At 62.6% G+C, this 16,173-nt stretch carries 10 protein-coding genes; 4 read left to right on the plus strand and 6 right to left on the minus strand.

The features are described 5' to 3' along the window. Positions 1 to 9 precede the first annotated feature (9 nt). Positions 10 to 3,198, minus strand: a complete 3,189-nt coding sequence (locus tag ACZ5J0_RS10960; RefSeq protein ID WP_464093107.1) for an Rne/Rng family ribonuclease — start codon at positions 3,196 to 3,198, stop codon at positions 10 to 12. Positions 3,199 to 3,670: 472 nt separating this feature from the next. Between ACZ5J0_RS10960 and ACZ5J0_RS10965 the strand changes: the two genes are divergently transcribed. Beyond that, a complete protein-coding gene (locus tag ACZ5J0_RS10965) occupies positions 3,671 to 4,339 on the plus strand; it encodes a vitamin K epoxide reductase family protein (RefSeq protein WP_142939005.1) in 669 nt (222 codons plus the stop codon). Between the two features lie 80 nt (positions 4,340 to 4,419). On the opposite strand, the gene ndk is transcribed toward ACZ5J0_RS10965, so the two are convergent. From ndk to ileS, 4 genes are read right to left on the minus strand one after another with little or no spacing between them, the layout of a single operon-like run. After that, positions 4,420 to 4,839, minus strand: a complete 420-nt coding sequence (gene ndk, locus ACZ5J0_RS10970) for a nucleoside-diphosphate kinase (protein ID WP_142939004.1) — start codon at positions 4,837 to 4,839, stop codon at positions 4,420 to 4,422. A gap of 41 nt (positions 4,840 to 4,880) precedes the next feature. Continuing rightward, a complete protein-coding gene (locus tag ACZ5J0_RS10975; protein WP_464093108.1) occupies positions 4,881 to 5,333 on the minus strand; it encodes a DUF4233 domain-containing protein in 453 nt (150 codons plus the stop codon). A gap of 1 nt (position 5,334) precedes the next feature. Then, positions 5,335 to 6,696: a bifunctional folylpolyglutamate synthase/dihydrofolate synthase gene (locus ACZ5J0_RS10980; RefSeq protein WP_464093109.1), complete on the minus strand. Its 1,362-nt coding sequence runs from the start codon at positions 6,694 to 6,696 to the stop codon at positions 5,335 to 5,337. A gap of 3 nt (positions 6,697 to 6,699) precedes the next feature. Then, on the minus strand, positions 6,700 to 9,996 hold the full coding sequence (gene ileS / locus ACZ5J0_RS10985) for an isoleucine--tRNA ligase (protein ID WP_464093110.1): 3,297 nt from the start codon (positions 9,994 to 9,996) through the stop codon (positions 6,700 to 6,702). A 325-nt stretch (positions 9,997 to 10,321) separates the two neighbouring features. On the opposite strand from ileS, the gene ACZ5J0_RS10990 reads away from it, so the two are divergent. Next, the gene (locus ACZ5J0_RS10990; RefSeq protein ID WP_464093111.1) at positions 10,322 to 11,386 is read left to right on the plus strand and encodes an endonuclease/exonuclease/phosphatase family protein; all 1,065 of its coding nucleotides are present in this window, start codon (positions 10,322 to 10,324) and stop codon (positions 11,384 to 11,386) included. Between the two features lie 61 nt (positions 11,387 to 11,447). On the opposite strand, the gene ACZ5J0_RS10995 is transcribed toward ACZ5J0_RS10990, so the two are convergent. Further along, a complete protein-coding gene (locus ACZ5J0_RS10995) occupies positions 11,448 to 12,239 on the minus strand; it encodes an SDR family oxidoreductase (RefSeq protein WP_142938999.1) in 792 nt (263 codons plus the stop codon). Between the two features lie 73 nt (positions 12,240 to 12,312). Between ACZ5J0_RS10995 and valS the strand changes: the two genes are divergently transcribed. Both valS and ACZ5J0_RS11005 read left to right on the plus strand, forming a co-directional pair. After that, positions 12,313 to 14,934, plus strand: a complete 2,622-nt coding sequence (gene valS, locus ACZ5J0_RS11000) for a valine--tRNA ligase (protein ID WP_464093112.1) — start codon at positions 12,313 to 12,315, stop codon at positions 14,932 to 14,934. A 343-nt stretch (positions 14,935 to 15,277) separates the two neighbouring features. Beyond that, on the plus strand, positions 15,278 to 16,153 hold the full coding sequence (locus tag ACZ5J0_RS11005) for an Fpg/Nei family DNA glycosylase (RefSeq protein WP_464093113.1): 876 nt from the start codon (positions 15,278 to 15,280) through the stop codon (positions 16,151 to 16,153). Positions 16,154 to 16,173 lie beyond the last annotated feature (20 nt).

Consider the following 16,173-nt stretch of genomic DNA (forward strand, 5'->3'; position numbering starts at 1 on the left):
CGGCCGTGACTAAAGCTCCGAGGCTGGAACCCCGACTCCTAGAATGATGGGCTCGGAGGCCGGCGCCTTCTTGACTGGCTCCACGGGCGCCTTTGCCTCATGGGACGAGCCCTGGGGGGCCGAGGCCGTCACCACATGGTGCTCGACGCTGGTTTCATTGGCCGCACCCTGAGCCCGGCTGGCACTGCGGTTGCGACGACCACGACGACCCCGCGGAGATGCCGAAGCCTCAGGATCTTGCTCAACCCGCGCCGGTGCGTCAGCCTTCCGGGCCACAGCAGGCTCCTGTACGGCCAGCGGAGCGGGTTGTTCCTCAGATGCCGGAGCGGCGCCAAGGTGGGAGAACGCTTCCGCCAGGAGGTCCAGGCTCATGGCAGGCTTGTTTGCCTGCGGTTCCTCGTGATGCTCCACGAACGGCAACGCAACTTCTTCTCCGCCGAAGCGCAGGACCGGAGTGGACCTGGCTTCCTGGGCGGCTGCATCGCGGTTGGCGGCTTCATGTGCTGATGCCCCCGCTTCGTTGCCGGCTGAGGTTCCGGATCCGGCGTCGGCCGTCCCTTGGTGTTGGCCGGCCGCCCGTGCCTGCTCTTCTGCACGGTGAACTTCGTCGTCGTGCAGGTGCGCGGCGTGCGCCGCAGCGGCAATGGTTGCCAGGGCAGCCCTGGTGGCCTCCGCCTTGGCCTGCCGGGCAGGATCCTGCGGTTCAGTCGGGGTCGCGGGGGCAACCGGGGTAGTCGTCGTCGTATGGACCTGTGCAGGGGTTTCGGCTACGGCCTGTCCCCCATCCTTCCCGCGGCGGCGTTTGCGTTCCGTCCGTGCAGCGGGCTGCTGTACCTCGGAGTGCGGGCGGTGTTGCTCGGCTGCCACCACGTTGGCGCGCCGGTGTTCAACGGGCTCGTCGTGCGTGACAACGCCCCGGCCGGCGCAGTGCTCGCACTGCTCACCGAATACCTCAAGAAGGCCGGTGCCCATGCGCTTACGTGTCATCTGGACCAAGCCCAGGGACGTCACCTCGGCCACTTGGTGCTTGGTGCGGTCCCGGCCCAGGCACTCCACCATGCGTCGCAGGACGAGGTCGCGGTTGGATTCGAGGACCATGTCGATGAAGTCGATGACGATGATGCCGCCGATGTCGCGCAGACGGAGCTGGCGCACCACTTCCTCGGCCGCTTCAAGGTTGTTTTTGGTGACCGTTTCTTCAAGGTTTCCACCGCTGCCGGTGAATTTGCCGGTGTTGACGTCCACCACAGTCATGGCCTCGGTACGGTCGATGACCAACGAACCACCGGACGGGAGGAAGACCTTACGTTCCAGGGCTTTATGGATCTGCTCGTCGATGCGCCATGCAGCGAAGATGTCCTGATCCTTGGTCCACTTTTCGAGGCGGCCCACCAGATCAGGGGCAACGTAGGTTACGTATGCCTCGATGGTGTCCCAGGCGTCGTCACCGGAGACGATCAGCTTGGAGAAGTCCTCATTGAAGACATCACGGACCACCTTGATAGTGAGGTCCGGTTCGCCGTACAGCAGTTCAGGGGCAAGGACCTTGGTGGAGGAGGCCTGACCTTCGATGCCTTCCCACTGGGCACGCAGACGGTTGATGTCGTGCGTCAGCTCTTCTTCCGACGCACCCTCAGCGGCTGTGCGGACAATGACACCTGCGTTTTCCGGCAGGCGGTCCTTCAGGATGCGCTTGAGTCGGTTGCGTTCGACGTCGGGCAGCTTGCGGGAGATGCCGGTCATGGAACCACCGGGCACGTACACAAGGTAGCGGCCGGGCAAGGAGATCTGGCTGGTGAGGCGGGCACCCTTGTGACCCACGGGGTCTTTGGTGACCTGAACCAGGACGGAGTCTCCGGACTTCAGGGCGTTCTCGATCCGGCGCGGCTGGCCTTCGAGGTTGACCGCGTCCCAGTTGACTTCACCGGCGTACAGGACGGCGTTGCGGCCGCGTCCGATGTCCACGAAAGCAGCTTCCATGGACGGCAGCACGTTCTGGACCTTGCCCAAGTACACGTTGCCGATCAGGGAGTCCTGCTGGGTCTTGGACACGAAGTGCTCGGCGAGCACACCGTCTTCCAGGACACCGATCTGGATTCTGTCGTCGCGCTGGCGAACGATCATTTGACGGTCCACCGATTCGCGGCGGGCAAGGAATTCGGCCTCGGTGATGACCTGGCGGCGGCGGCCGGTCTCCCGGGACTCACGGCGCCTCTGCTTCTTGGCCTCCAACCGGGTGGAGCCCTTGACACCCGTCACGCGGTTTGACGGAGCTGTCTCGGTGATGGGGCGGGGGGCACGGACGCGGGTGACCGTGTTGGGCGGATCATCATCCGCGCCGCCCGTCAGTTCAAGATCCTGGTCTCCACGACGACGACGGCGACGACGACGAGACGTCACGCCTTCCTCAAGGGCTTCAGGTGCCGGCGCTTCTTCATCGTCAGTCTCGGTGCCGTCCTCGGCCTCGTTCTCATCGCGTTCGGTTCCGCGGCGACCACGGCGGCCCCGGCTTCTGCGACGACGACGGCTACCAGCGTCTTCCAGCTCGCCGTCGGCAGGGACTTCGGCTTCTTCTTCGGGCTCCTCGGCTTTTTCTTCAACCGGGGCAACGCGGGGAACGGTGGTGAGGTCCGGGGCCTGGAAGATCATGGACGTGATGGAAACCGGCTCCATGAACAATGATGTGGAGGCGGCAGCAGCGGCTTCCTCGGCGGGTTCCTCGGTGGCGGCTTGGGCTTCAGTCTCGTCAGCAGCTGCTTCAGCGGCAGGTGCCTCGGGCTGGGAGGCCTTTTCCGGCGTCGTGCTGTCCGCCACGGCTTCCGCAGCTGCGGGTGCCTCGGCTACCTCAGCTTTGGGCTTGGCGGTACGACGGCGGCGGACCGGCTTTTCGGGGGCAGGTTCGGCCATCGCTTCGGGCGCGGCTTCTGCGGCGGCTTCGGGCGCGGCAGTGGCGTCATCCCCCAAACCGGGCAAAGGCTCGGCAGGCTCTGCCTTCTTGCGGGAGCGGGTGCGGCGCACCGGCGCTTTGGTGGCCTCCGGGGTCGCTTCCGGCGCCGGCGTGTCAGCCGCAGGCGCCTCTACGTCAGCAGCAACCTTCGGCGCTGCCTTGCGCCGGGTCCTGGTGGCTTTCTTGGGCGCTTCCGCAGTTTCCGCGGGAGCTGCCTCGTCATTAACGGCTACAACCTGGTCATTATCCATATGTGGCAACACTCCTGCCCCAGCGACGCCGCCACATCCGGCGCCCAGTGGAGCAAATATTGTCAAAACCCGCAGGCGTTGACAGAAGTCGGCAGTATGCCTCCCGGTTCGCACCAGCATTGGGGTGCGGCAGCCCTGGAAGGCCGGCGGCTTTATTCTGGAACCCGTTGTTCTGCTGCCACAACCAGGTGCCGTCCATTGTCATGGCGGGCCCACCGAGGATCACGTGATCCGGGCATGCCCAGCTCATACTGGCGGTCTTGGGAACAAAGTCACCGGACCGGGTGTCGAATGTGGATCGACGTCCGGCCATGTTCATTCTCTCACACCCCTGCACATTCGCGGCGAAGGCCGCTGTGTCGCGGTACTCCGCCAGCGAAGCTGGGGGCGGCGCCCAGTCTTCGGAGTTACAATCCTCCCAAGAGCCCTTCCCGGCTTGCCGGGCCATTTGTCGAAAAGGACCACATCCACGATGCCAAGCACCGCCAGGGAAAACCTGGCCAATCAAGCCACAGTCCATGTGGAGGACATGTCCACCCCTCAGGACTCCCTTCCCGCGACGGTCCGGGACAGGCCCTTTGCCTGGCTGTTGCTGATCACCGGTGTTATTGGATGGTTGGCGTCCGGAGCCCTGGTACTGGAGAAACTTGAGGTGCTCAAGGATCCCAACCATGTAACCGTGTGCGATGTAAATCCCTTTATCTCCTGCGGTGCCGTGATGCAGACACCGCAGAGCTCTGTGTTCGGTTTCCCTAACATGTTCATCGGCATCGTCGCCTTTGCTGTGATCATCACTACGGCCATGGGCATCCTCGCCGGAGCTAAGTATTCACGGGGTTACTGGCTGGGTCTCCAAGCCGGCGTGACCCTCGGGTTCGCCTTTGTTGTGTGGCTGTGGTCGCAGGCCCTCTACGCAATCCATGTTCTGTGCCCGTTCTGCATGGTGGTGTGGGCCGCCATGATCCCGCTTTTCGTCTGGGTGACCATCCGCAACGTCACCAGCGGGGTCATCAAGGCGCCACCCGCAGTGGTCAAGCTGCTGTCCGGTTCAGGCTGGATCATCGTTGCCCTGCTGTATGTGGCCGTCATCGCCACTATTTTCTTCTCTTTCATGCACCTCTTCGTGCCGTCCACAGCGTAGAACCACCACTCGCCGTAAAACAGTTAAGGCCAATGTTCACGAAGAACATTGGCCTTAACTTTTTTCCCGAAGGGCTTTGCTTAGCCCTTGAACCAGATCTTGATCTCACGTTCGGCAGAGTCGACTGAATCCGAGCCGTGGACGAGGTTCTGCTGGACTGCCAGGCCCCAGTCGCGGCCGAAGTCACCGCGGATGGTGCCCGGCGCAGCCGTCGTGGGATCCGTAGTTCCGGCCAGCGAGCGGAAGCCTTCGATCACGCGGTGGCCTTCGAAGACCGCTGCGATGACCGGTCCGCTCAGCATGAACTCAACCAGTGGCTCATAGAACGGCTTGCCCACGTGTTCCTCGTAGTGCTGCTCAAGCAGCTCACGGGTCGCGTTGACCTTCTTCAGCTCCGCCAGGGTGTAGCCCTTGGCTTCGATCCGGGCGAGGATGGTTCCGCCCAGGTTGCGGGCGACGCCGTCAGGCTTGACCAGGACAAGGGTCCGTTCAATGCTCACAGATGCTCCAATGTGATGTGTTCGGTGGTTTCCCAGCCAGTTTACGGGGTTTGAGTGCCAGCTTCGTCACCGTGGGCCGCGTTCCATTCGGCCTGCTCGCGGTCCCTCTGTGCCACCTCACGGTCAATCCTCATGCCCGTCCTGATCCCGTACCACCAGCAAATGGCAAAGAGAATCCCGACGATGAACATGGTGGGCTCGGCGAAGCCTGTGAGGATCAGCACCAGCTGCAGCCCCCAGCCGAGGGCGATGCCCCACGGCTTCGAGAGCACGGCACAGGCCAGAACCAGCACCACCGTCAGTGCTATACCGACACCCAAAATGATGCCCGGATCTACTTCCCCGCGCCTCAAGCCGAAAACCGCCAGGGTACCGAAGAACGCGACGAACGCTTCAAGCAGGAGCACGGTGGAAGCGAACATTACTTTGGTGGACCGGCGCTTCTTGGGCATGCCGGGCCGCCATTCCCGCTGGGCCTTGGTCATTTTCGCCATGTTAGGCACTTGCCTTTCCGAGCAGGATCCTTGCTTCGGCCACCACGGTGATGGAACCCGTCACCAGGACGCCGCCTGCAAGGTCATCGTTGGATTCAGCGCGTTCCACAGCCCACTCCAGGGCATCGTCCAACTTCTCGGCGATGTGAACGTTGTCCTCGCCGAATCCGAGGTCGACGGCGAGTTCGGCAAGTTCGGCTGCAGGCACGGCGCGGGCCGAGTTGGATTGGGTGAAGCAGAATTCCTCGGCCAGTCCGCCGAGGGACTCCTTGAGGGTCTTGAGGATCTCCTCGGCATCCTTTTCCCGCAGAACTCCAACTACAACCACCAGCTTGCTGAAGCTGAAGGCCTCCTGGATTGCTTCGGAGGAGACGCGGATTCCGTCAGGGTTGTGCGCAGCGTCCACCACGACGGTGGGCGCAGTGCGCACTACTTCGAGCCGGCCAGGTGACGTCACGGTGCCAAAGGCTTCCCTGAGTACATCGGCGTCGAGTTCTTTCTCTCCTCCGCCAAAGAATGCTTCCAAAGCCGCAACGGCCACAGCCGCGTTCTCAGCCTGGTGGGCGCCGTGCAGTGGCAGCAGCAGGTCTTCGTAACGTCCTGCAAGGCCCTGAATAGTCAGGACCTGGCCCCCCACTGCAACGCTACGGGACTCCACCCCGAATTCAACGCCCTCGAAGCGAAACGGCACATCCACTTCCCGGGCTTTCTCCAACAGGACCTGCGCAGCGTCCACCGGCTGAGCGGCGCTCACCAGGAAGCCGCCCGGCTTGATGATGCCGGACTTCTCGTAGGCGATGTCCTCAGTGGTGTCACCCAAAAGATCCGTGTGGTCCAAGGAGATCGGCGTGATCACTGAGACTTGGCCGTCGCCGACGTTCGTGGCATCGGTGATGCCCCCAAGGCCAACTTCCATGACGGCAACATCAACAGGCTGGTCGGCGAACACCGCGAAGCCCAGGATGGTTAGGCATTCGAAGTAGGTCAGCCGCGGCTGGTTATCGGCAACCAGTTCGCTATCCACGATTTCCAGGTAAGGACGGATCTCGTCCCAGATACGCACGAAGGTCGCATCCGGCACCGGCTCACCGTCAATGCTGATGCGCTCAGTCACTTTGGACAGGTGCGGGCTGGTGTAGCGGCCGGTACTCAGCCCGTGGGCACGAAGTCCAGCTTCTATCATGCGGGCCGTGGACGTCTTGCCGTTGGTGCCCGTGATGTGGATGATCGGGTAAGCCTTGTTCGGCTCCCCCAGCACGTCCATGGCACGGAACAAGGGAGCAAGGCGCGGTTCCATCTTGTTTTCCGGGGCACGGCCCAGGAGTTCTGCATAGACGCTTTCAACCGAGAATTCGTCAGACATGGATCAGGCACCTGCCTTTGCGACCGTGACCTGCGGTTCGTCGACACTGGCCAACAGGACTTCCAGTTCCAACGTCAACGTTTCGGTCTTGACGAGCTCCGAGTTGGCTTCCAAGGCATCCACCACGTCCTGCCCGGCCTCCACGGAAGTGCGGATGCGGTCGCTCACGTTGAGCCCGGCATCCTTGCGGGCCTGCTGGATGGCGCGGACCATGTCACGAGCCAGCCCCTCGGCTGCAAGTTCAGCAGTGACCTCGGTGTTCAGGACCACGAAGCCGCCGCCGGGCAGCACCGCGACTGCCTTCTTGGCGGCAGCACCGCCGTCGGCCGCTTCTGCCACCACGGTTTCCAGCGTGTATTCCTGCGGCTCGAGCTCCAGTCCACCAGCCACCACCACCCCGGCGTCACTGACAGACCAGTCGCCGGACTTGGATCCCTTGATGGCCTGCTGCACGTTCTTGCCCAAACGGGGACCAGCAGCCCGGGCGTTGACCACGAGCTTCTGCTCAATCCCGAACTCCTCCGGTGACGCAGTAGCGGCGTCGAGCAAACGGACCGAACGGAGGTTCAGTTCATCGGCGACGACGGCGGCAAAGCCTTCCAGCGCATCTGCACCGGGTGCCACCACAGTCAGTTCCTGCAACGGCAGGCGAACACGCAGGTTCGCTGCCTTGCGCAAGCTGGAGCCGGTGGAGCAGATCTGCTGGACCCGGTCCATCGCCTCAACCAGTTCAGGGTTGGACGGGAACAGCGTAGCGTCGGGCCAGTCCGCCAGATGGACTGAACGACCACCCGTCAGTCCGCGCCAGATCTCTTCCGATACAAGCGGCAGCAAGGAAGCAGAGACACGGCACACCGCTTCAAGAGCCGTGTACAGGGCGTCGAAAGCGTCAACGTTCTCATCGAAGAACCGCTGGCGGCTGCGGCGGACGTACCAGTTGGTGAGCATGTCCAGGTAGCTACGCAGTTCATCGCAGGCACCGGAGATGTCGTACGCGTCCAGGCTGGTAGTGATGTTGCGGACCAGGTCCCCGGTGTTGGCCAGGAGGTACTGATCCAGCGTGTCGGCGTAGCCGTCATAGCGGAGCTTGGCTTCGTAGCCGGAACCACCGTTCGCGGCATTCGTGTACAGCGTGAAGAAGCTGTACACGTTCCACAGCGGCAGGATGACCTGACGCACGCCGTCGCGGATGCCCTGCTCAGTGACCACCAAGTTGCCGCCGCGGAGGATGGGGCTGGACATGAGGAACCAGCGCATGGCATCGGAACCGTCGCGATCCAGGACCTCAGATACGTCCGGGTAGTTGCGCAGGCTCTTGGACATCTTCTGCCCATCAGAGCCCAGCACGATGCCGTGGCTGATTACGTTGCGGAACGCCGGCCTGTCGAACAATGCAGTGGACAGGATGTGGAGCATGTAGAACCAGCCGCGTGTCTGTCCGATGTACTCCACGATGAAGTCGGCCGGGTTATGGGTGTTGAACCATTCCTCGTTCTGGAACGGGTAGTGCACCTGGCCGTACGGCATGGACCCGGAGTCGAACCAAACGTCAAGAACGTCTTCCACACGGCGCATGGTGGATTTGCCGGTGGGGTCGTCCGGGTTGGGACGCGTCAGCTCATCGATGAACGGGCGGTGCAGGTCCACCTGTCCTTCGTTGTTGACGGGCAGACGGCCGAAGTCGGCTTCCATCTCGGCCAGCGAACCGTAAACGTCCGTGCGCGGGTACTCGGGGTCATCCGACTGCCACACCGGGATGGGCGAACCCCAGTAGCGGTTACGGCTGATGGACCAGTCGCGGGCGTTGTCCAACCACTTACCGAACTGGCCGTCCTTGACGTTGCCGGGGATCCAGTTGATCTCCTGGTTCAGCTCGGACATGCGGTCCTTGAACTTGGTGACCTCCACGTACCAGGAGGACACAGCACGGTAGATCAGCGGGTTCCGGCAGCGCCAGCAGTGCGGGTAGCTGTGCTCGTAGCTGGCCTGGCGGACCAAGCGGCCATCGGCGCGGAGCACCTGGGTGATGGGCTTGTTGGCATCGAAAACCTGAAGACCGACGATCGAAGCAAGCTCGCCATTGGCGAACAACGGCAGGAACTTGGCGCCCTCGTCCACGGACAGGACCACGGGGATCCCTGCGTCTTCACAGACCTTCTGGTCATCCTCGCCATAGGCCGGAGCCTGGTGGACGATGCCCGTACCGTCGGTGGTGGTGACGTAATCGGCCACGAGGAAGCGCCAAGCATTCTGCGTGCCGTACTTTTCAGCATCAGCGAAGTCGTTCCAGAGCGGTTCGTACTCCAAGCCCGCCAGCTCGGCACCCGTGTGGGTGGACACCACAGCGGCAGTTGCGGCATCGGCGTCGTCGTACCCCAAATCCTTGGCGTAGGACCCCAGCAGGTCAGCCGCGAGCAGGAAGCTGCCCGTGACCGGTGCCTCAGAGGAAGCAGCCTTGACGCCGTTGGGTCCTGCGGGCAGGACAGCGTAAGAGATGTCAGGCCCGACGGCGAGCGCCAGGTTGGTGGGCAATGTCCAGGGCGTGGTGGTCCATGCGAGCGCCTGCACGCCTTCGAGGGCCTTGGAAAGCTCCGACTCCCCCGCCTTAATGGGGAACGTCACGGTGACCGTCTGGTCCTGGCGGTTCTTGTAGACGTCGTCGTCCATGCGGAGTTCGTGGTTGGACAGAGGGGTCTCGTCCTTCCAGCAATACGGCAGTACGCGGTAGCCGTTGTAGGTCAGGCCCTTCTCGTGCAGTTGCTTGAAGGCCCAGAGCACGGACTCCATGTACTCCACGTTGAGGGTCTTGTAGTCGTTCTCGAAGTCCACCCAACGGGCCTGGCGGGTGACGTAGGCCTTCCACTCGTTGGCGTACTTCATCACGGAGGCGCGGCAGGCGTCGTTGAATTTGTCGATGCCCATGGCTTCGATCTGGGTCTTGTCCGTCATGCCCAGCTGCTTCATGGCTTCGAGCTCTGCCGGAAGTCCGTGAGTGTCCCAGCCGAAGCGTCGCTCAACCCGCTTGCCGCGCTGGGTCTGATAGCGGCCTACGAGGTCCTTGGCGTAGCCGGTGAGGAGGTGGCCGTAGTGCGGAAGGCCGTTGGCGAAGGGAGGGCCATCGTAGAAGACGAACTCGTTGCTGCCGTCCTTGCCCGCATCGCGTTGGTCGATGCTGGCCTGGAAGGTGCCGTCTTCGTCCCAGTATTTGAGGATGCGCTCTTCGATTTCCGGGAATTTCACGGAAGCGGACACGCCGTGCGTGCCGGGCGAAGACGCTGAGGCCTTGGGGTAGTGGGTCATCTCATATCCTGTGATAGCTGGTTGACTGTCAGGATGCGAGGACGGCGTCTGTGCTGCCTGTCGGCTGCGCAGGTACCGCGGTACCACCTCACTTACCGGAAAGAATTTTCCGGCCTCTCATTACTGCTGTGACGGGCTTACCCGCCCGGTTCTACTGGGCGCATTCCACCGTGTTGATGGTCAGTGCTGTTCTTCCGGAAGCTCACCGGTGATGGCCGGGTCAAAGCTGGTCCTTCAAGTCTAGCGTCAGTGGGGCAACTGCTCTACCCGAGGTTCATCCCGTAGATGGAGTGCGGTACGTGTGGCGGTGCATAGACTCGAGGCCATGACGCACCCATCCCCCGCCCCTCCAGCAACCAGACCGGCTCGACGCCAGCCTTCGGTGGCATGGTCCGTGCTGGCTCTGCTGATGGTGATGCCGGTGGCGGGGGTATCAATGTTCCGGGCAATCCCTGTGGAATGGCCCCTCATCGTGGTGCAATTGCTGTCCTTCACACCTTGGATGGTGCTTCCGGCAGCGTTTGCCGTGGCGCTTGCTGTGGTGGGGCGCAGGCTTTGGGTCATCTTCACGACGACGGCGCTGTTGGCAGTCCAGCTGTTGTGGCTGTTCCCATTGGACGCTGGAAAGCCGGAAGCATTACCTGCAGGCACTGTATCCGTCCCGGTGGAAGTGATGAGCCTGAACTCTGAATACGGGGAAGCGGATGCCGCGAGCATCGTGCGGCTTGTCCGTGAGAACGGCATTCAACTGCTGGCTATCCAGGAACACACTCAGGGACTTGAGGACCGCCTGCAGTCCGAGGGCTTGGATCAACTGCTGCCCAACCGGCTCAGTGAGCCCAGTGAGGACGCCTCCGGTGGGGCCGTGTATTCGGTGTTTCCACTCGAGGCCATGGGACTTTTGCCTGATACCCCGTTCCGGATGGACGTCACGCGGGTACTGGTCACGGATGCGGGGGCCGGTACAACGGCCACCTTGAACCTCACCAATGTCCACGCCCTTCCGCCCGTTGATGAGCGAATCGGTCAGTGGCGAAGCGACTTGGACAAAGTGGCCCGCCAAGCATCCCGCCCAGGACGTCACCTGCTGATGGGCGACTACAACGCCACGTACGATCACTCCGAGTTCCGGGGCATGCTGGATACTGCACTGGGTCGGCAAGGAACCCTGGCAGGTCAACAGGGAGGCACGAAGCTAGTGGACGTCGGAACAGCCTCCGGGGGACGGCTTTCTCCCACATGGCCCATGGAAGGGTTACCGCTTCCGGGCATCGTGATCGACCATATGGTCACCTCGCCCGGAATCAGCAGCAGCGACTACTCCGTCCACCAGGTTCCCGGGAGCGATCACGCAGCCATCATGGCCCGGCTGATCATTCCGGCCGATTAGCTCGTCGCCAAGCCGCTAAACCGTCGTGGGCCAACGACGTCACAGCGGCTTGGCAACGTCTTTAGCCTTCTTTGCGGACCAGCTTATGGTTGGCGGCCTGCGCCACCGGGCGGACCACGATCTGGTCGAGGTTGATGTGGTGAGGAAGTGAGACGGCGTAGTTGACCACATCTGCCACGTCATCAGCGGTCAGGGGCTTCTCGACCCCGGCGTAGACCTTGGCCGCTGCGTCTTTGTCTCCGAGGCGGTTCAGCGCGAACTCTTCGGTCTGTACCAGCCCTGGAGCCACCTCGATGACCCGGACGTTGTTGCCCACCTCTTCAAGGCGCAGGGCGTTGGTCATGGCGTGCTGGGCGAACTTGGCGGCGTTGTAGCCCGCGCCGCCCTCGTAGGCGGACAGCCCTGCGGTGGATGTGAGGTTCAGGACGGTTCCTTCGCCGTGTTCCCGCAGCATGGGCAGGAAGGCGCGGGTGATCTTCATGGTGCCCAGGACATTGACCTGATACATCCAATCCCAATCTTCGGTGTCAGCGTTGGCGATGGTGTCAGCGCCGCGTGCGCCGCCGGCGATGTTGATGAGGGTGTCAGCACCTCCGGCCTCGGTGACGGCCGCGAGCAAGGCGGCGACGTCGTCGTCGTTGGTGATGTCGGCGGGAAACGGCACGGCGCCAGTGCCCGCGCTCAAGGCGTCGAGCCTGTCCGCCCGGCGCGCCACGGCGAAGACCTTCCATCCGGCGGATACGAGCGCCTTCACTGTGGCCTCGCCAATGCCGGTGCTGGCACCGGTGACCACCGCCGTCTTGTTGTTCCTTGGGTTCTGTCCGGAAGGCGTGCTGTGCGCTGGCAAAGTCATGGAACAACCTTATCCGGGGCGTGGGCTCCCTTGACGGGCGGGCTGTAACGCCAGGCCATGAAACAATTGACCCATGGCTGAATCAACGCAGGGTACAGACACGCCCGCCACCGCCCCCATCAACGTTCCCGACAAGCCGGCCCTTGAAGGCCTTGAGGCTGCCTTGACGCAGCGCTGGCTCGAAGAAGGAACCTACAAGTTCAACCCGGACACCACCCGGGAGCAGGTCTACTCGATCGACACTCCCCCGCCCACGGCGTCCGGCTCGCTCCACGTGGGCCACATGTTCTCCTTCACCCAGACTGACGTCCAGGCCCGCTACATGCGCATGACCGGCAAGAATGTCTTCTACCCCATGGGCTGGGACGACAATGGACTGCCTACCGAGCGCCGCGTCCAGAACTACTACGGTGTGCGTTGCGATCCCGCCATCCCCTACAAGGCCGATTACACGCCCCCGGCACAACCGGCCAAGAACCAACGCGATTTCGACGTCGTATCGCGCCAGAACTTCATCGAACTGTGCGAGGAACTCGCCGTTGAGGACGAGAAAGTCTTCGAGAACCTGTTCCAGACCCTCGGCCTTTCGGTGGACTGGGATCTGACGTACCGCACCATTGACGACACCTCCCGTGCCGTGTCCCAGCGCGCCTTCCTTGCCAACCTGTCCGCCGGTGACGCCTACATGGCCGAAGCCCCCACACTGTGGGACGTGACATTCCGCACCGCGGTGGCACAGGCCGAACTTGAGGACCGCGAAGTTGCAGGCGCCTACTACCGCTACCCGTTCTTCACCGAAGACGGCGAAAAGATCTTCATCGAAACCACGCGCCCGGAACTACTCGCGGCGTGCGCGGCTCTGGTGGCAAACCCCGACGACGAGCGGTACCAGCCGCTGTTCGGCAAGACCGTCACGTCCCCCCTGTTCGATGTGGAGCTCGAGGTCAAGGCCCACCCCCTCGCCAAGGCGGACAAGGGCTCGGGTATCGCCATGGTTTGTACCTTCGGTGACCTGACCGACGTCACCTGGTGGCGTGAACTTCAGCTGCCTACCCGCGCCATCATGGGCCGCGACGGCCGCATCATTGCCGAAGCCCCGGAGTGGATCACCACCGAGGCCGGCAAGGAAGCTTACGCCGCGATCGCCGGCAAGACTGCCTTCTCCGCCAAGGAAGCCGTGGTTGAACTGCTCAAGGCAGCGGACCTGCTTGATGGCGAACCCAAGAAGATCACCCACCCGGTGAACTTCTTCGAAAAGGGCGACAAGCCCCTGGAAGTTGTGACCTCCCGGCAGTGGTACATCCGCAACGGTGGGCGCGACGAAGAACGCCGCGAACGCCTGATCGGCCGGGGTCAGGAAATCACCTTCCACCCCGCGTTCATGCGCTCACGCTATGAGAACTGGATCGCCGGCCTGAACGGCGACTGGCTGGTATCCCGCCAGCGCTTCTTTGGTGTGCCGATTCCCGTCTGGTATCCCTTGGATGCCCAGGGCAACCCGGACTACGACAACCCCATCCTGCCTTCGGACCAGATGCTCCCCGTGGACCCTGCCGCTGATGCCGCACCTGGTTTTGAGGAATCACAGCGCGATCAGCCCAACGGCTTCACAGGCGACGCTGACGTGCTGGATACCTGGGCAACGTCCTCCCTGACCCCGCAGATTGTGGGTGGCTGGAGCCGCGACGAGGACCTGTTCTCCAAGGTCTACCCGTTCGACCTCCGTCCGCAGGGACACGACATCATCCGCACCTGGTTGTTCTCCTCTGCCGTTCGCGCCGATGCCCTGCAGAAGAGCGCCCCGTGGAAGCACGCGGCCATTTCCGGCTGGATCCTTGACCCGGACCGGAAGAAAATGTCCAAGTCCAAGGGCAACGTGGTGGTGCCCACGGATGTGCTGAACGAGTACGGTTCGGATGCCGTGCGCTACTGGGCAGCGTCAGCAAAACTCGGTGCGGACACGGCCTACGAGATTGCCCAGATGAAGATCGGCCGCCGCCTGGCCATCAAGCTGCTGAACGCTTCGAAGTTCGTGCTGAACCTCGGTGCTACTGAGAACTCGGTGGTGTCCAGCGACCTCTCCGTGCTGACCAACCCGTTGGACCGTGCGCTGCTCGCTCAACTGTCCGACGTCGTTGCCCAATCCACCAAGGCATTCGAGAACTACGACTACTCCCGTGCACTCCAGATCACCGAGTCCTTCTTCTGGCAGTTCACGGACGACTACGTGGAGCTCATCAAGGACCGTGCCTACGGTGCCGCTGGCAAAACCGAGCAGGCATCCGTCCTGGCCGCCTTGGCCACAACGCTTGACTCCCTGCTGCGCCTGTTCGCACCGTTCCTGCCCTTCGCCACCGAAGAGGTCTGGGGCTGGTGGCGCACCGGATCAGTTCACCGCGCACAGTGGCCGGCAGCCTTGGAGATCACCGATGGTGACACCACCATGCTCGGCACCGTGGGCGTAGCACTCAGCGGTATCCGCAAGGCAAAGTCCGAGGCCAAGGTCAAGCAGCGCACCGAGGTGCTTTCGGCATCCATTACCGCTTCGGAAGTGCTGGTAGCCCAGTTGAAGGCCGGCCTGGGTGACTTGAAGGCAGCCGCGAACGCACGGGAGATCACTCTTCAGTCCGGCGAAGGCGAACTGACAGTCAGCGATGTTGTCCTGGCACCTGTCGAGGAGCAGCCCGCGTCGTAGCCAGAGTCGGTCCCATCCAGGGATTTCGGGCAAAGGGGAAGCCCCATCAGCGTTTTGCCGTTGGTGGGGCTTCGACTTTTCGGCTGTCTGGTGATGACTTGACAGTCTGGCGGAATCCTTGGAATTTCAGGTCTTCCTACCTCATCACTGGTAGGTTGCTTCCAACTTTGCCAAAGGCTGCGTCGGTTGCAATCACTGAATCTTTGGTTTCCGTGTCCCTCTTCTTTCGAAGTGGGTAAGAACCATTGTTGTCCCGTTGGGGTTGATGCACAAGGCTTTCGCGAGAACTACAAACCTGTAGTTTGTGTGCCGCTGGAAGGCCAGCTGTGGCAGAGTATTGACCATGCCGGAACTCCCCGAAGTGCACGGCCTGTGCATGTACTTGGACACCCAACTCCATGGAGCCGTGCTGACCGAGGTCCGCATCAACTCCTTCTCTGCACTCAAGACGGCCGATCCCCCTTTCACTGCACTCGAAGGCCGGACCATCCTTGGTGCGCACCGCATCGGCAAGTTCGTATGCCTGGACGCCGATGGACTGTTCTTTATTTTCCACTTGGCAAAAGCCGGCTGGGTCAGGTATACCGAACACCCGTCATCTGCAGGGCTGCGCATGGGCAAAAGCAACATCTCGGCACGGCTCTTGCTCCACAGGCCTGCCGACGATGCCCACATCGGGGTGGATCTGACCGAAGCAGGAACCAAGAAGAGCCTGGCCATCTACGTGGTGAAGGATCCTCAGGACGTTCCGGGAATAGCCACGCTGGGACCGGAGCCCCTGAGCCCCGATTTTGACCTGGACGCACTGGCCGGCATTGTGGGCTCCAGCTCGCAACAGATCAAAGGCCTGCTGCGCAGCCAGAGCGTGATCGCAGGGATTGGCAACGCCTACAGCGACGAAATTCTCCACGCCGCCAGGATTTCCCCGTTCGCCACCGCCAAGTCCCTCGACCAGGCAACGGTGGCCCGCCTCTATGAATCCATGCAGGAGGTTCTGGTCGGCGCCGTCAACGCAGCAGCCGGCAAACCTTCCAACGAGCTTAAAGACACCAAGCGCAGCAACTTCCGGGTCCATGCCAGAACCGGTCAGCCCTGCCCGGTGTGCGGGGATACCGTCCGCGAGGTGTCCTTCGCGGACACCTCGCTTCAGTATTGCGCCACCTGCCAGACCAACGGGAAGATCCTCGCCGACCGGCGTGCGTCACGGTTCCTCAAGTAGGCCGGTCATGTCCTCTGGAG

Source organism: Arthrobacter sp. DualSoilB13 (genome assembly GCF_055389195.1).

Bases quoted from the DNA above. Each gene is read 5' to 3' on its own strand.
- ACZ5J0_RS10960 (WP_464093107.1), bottom strand. From the start codon at position 3,198: ATGGATAATGACCAGGTTGTAGCCGTTAATGACGAGGCAGCTCCCGCG.
- ACZ5J0_RS10965 (WP_142939005.1), top strand. From the start codon at position 3,671: ATGCCAAGCACCGCCAGGGAAAACCTGGCCAATCAAGCCACAGTCCAT.
- ACZ5J0_RS10975 (WP_464093108.1), bottom strand. From the start codon at position 5,333: ATGGCGAAAATGACCAAGGCCCAGCGGGAATGGCGGCCCGGCATGCCC.
- ACZ5J0_RS10980 (WP_464093109.1), bottom strand. From the start codon at position 6,696: ATGTCTGACGAATTCTCGGTTGAAAGCGTCTATGCAGAACTCCTGGGC.
- ileS (WP_464093110.1), bottom strand. From the start codon at position 9,996: ATGACCCACTACCCCAAGGCCTCAGCGTCTTCGCCCGGCACGCACGGC.
- ACZ5J0_RS10990 (WP_464093111.1), top strand. From the start codon at position 10,322: ATGACGCACCCATCCCCCGCCCCTCCAGCAACCAGACCGGCTCGACGC.
- ACZ5J0_RS10995 (WP_142938999.1), bottom strand. From the start codon at position 12,239: ATGACTTTGCCAGCGCACAGCACGCCTTCCGGACAGAACCCAAGGAAC.
- valS (WP_464093112.1), top strand. From the start codon at position 12,313: ATGGCTGAATCAACGCAGGGTACAGACACGCCCGCCACCGCCCCCATC.
- ACZ5J0_RS11005 (WP_464093113.1), top strand. From the start codon at position 15,278: ATGCCGGAACTCCCCGAAGTGCACGGCCTGTGCATGTACTTGGACACC.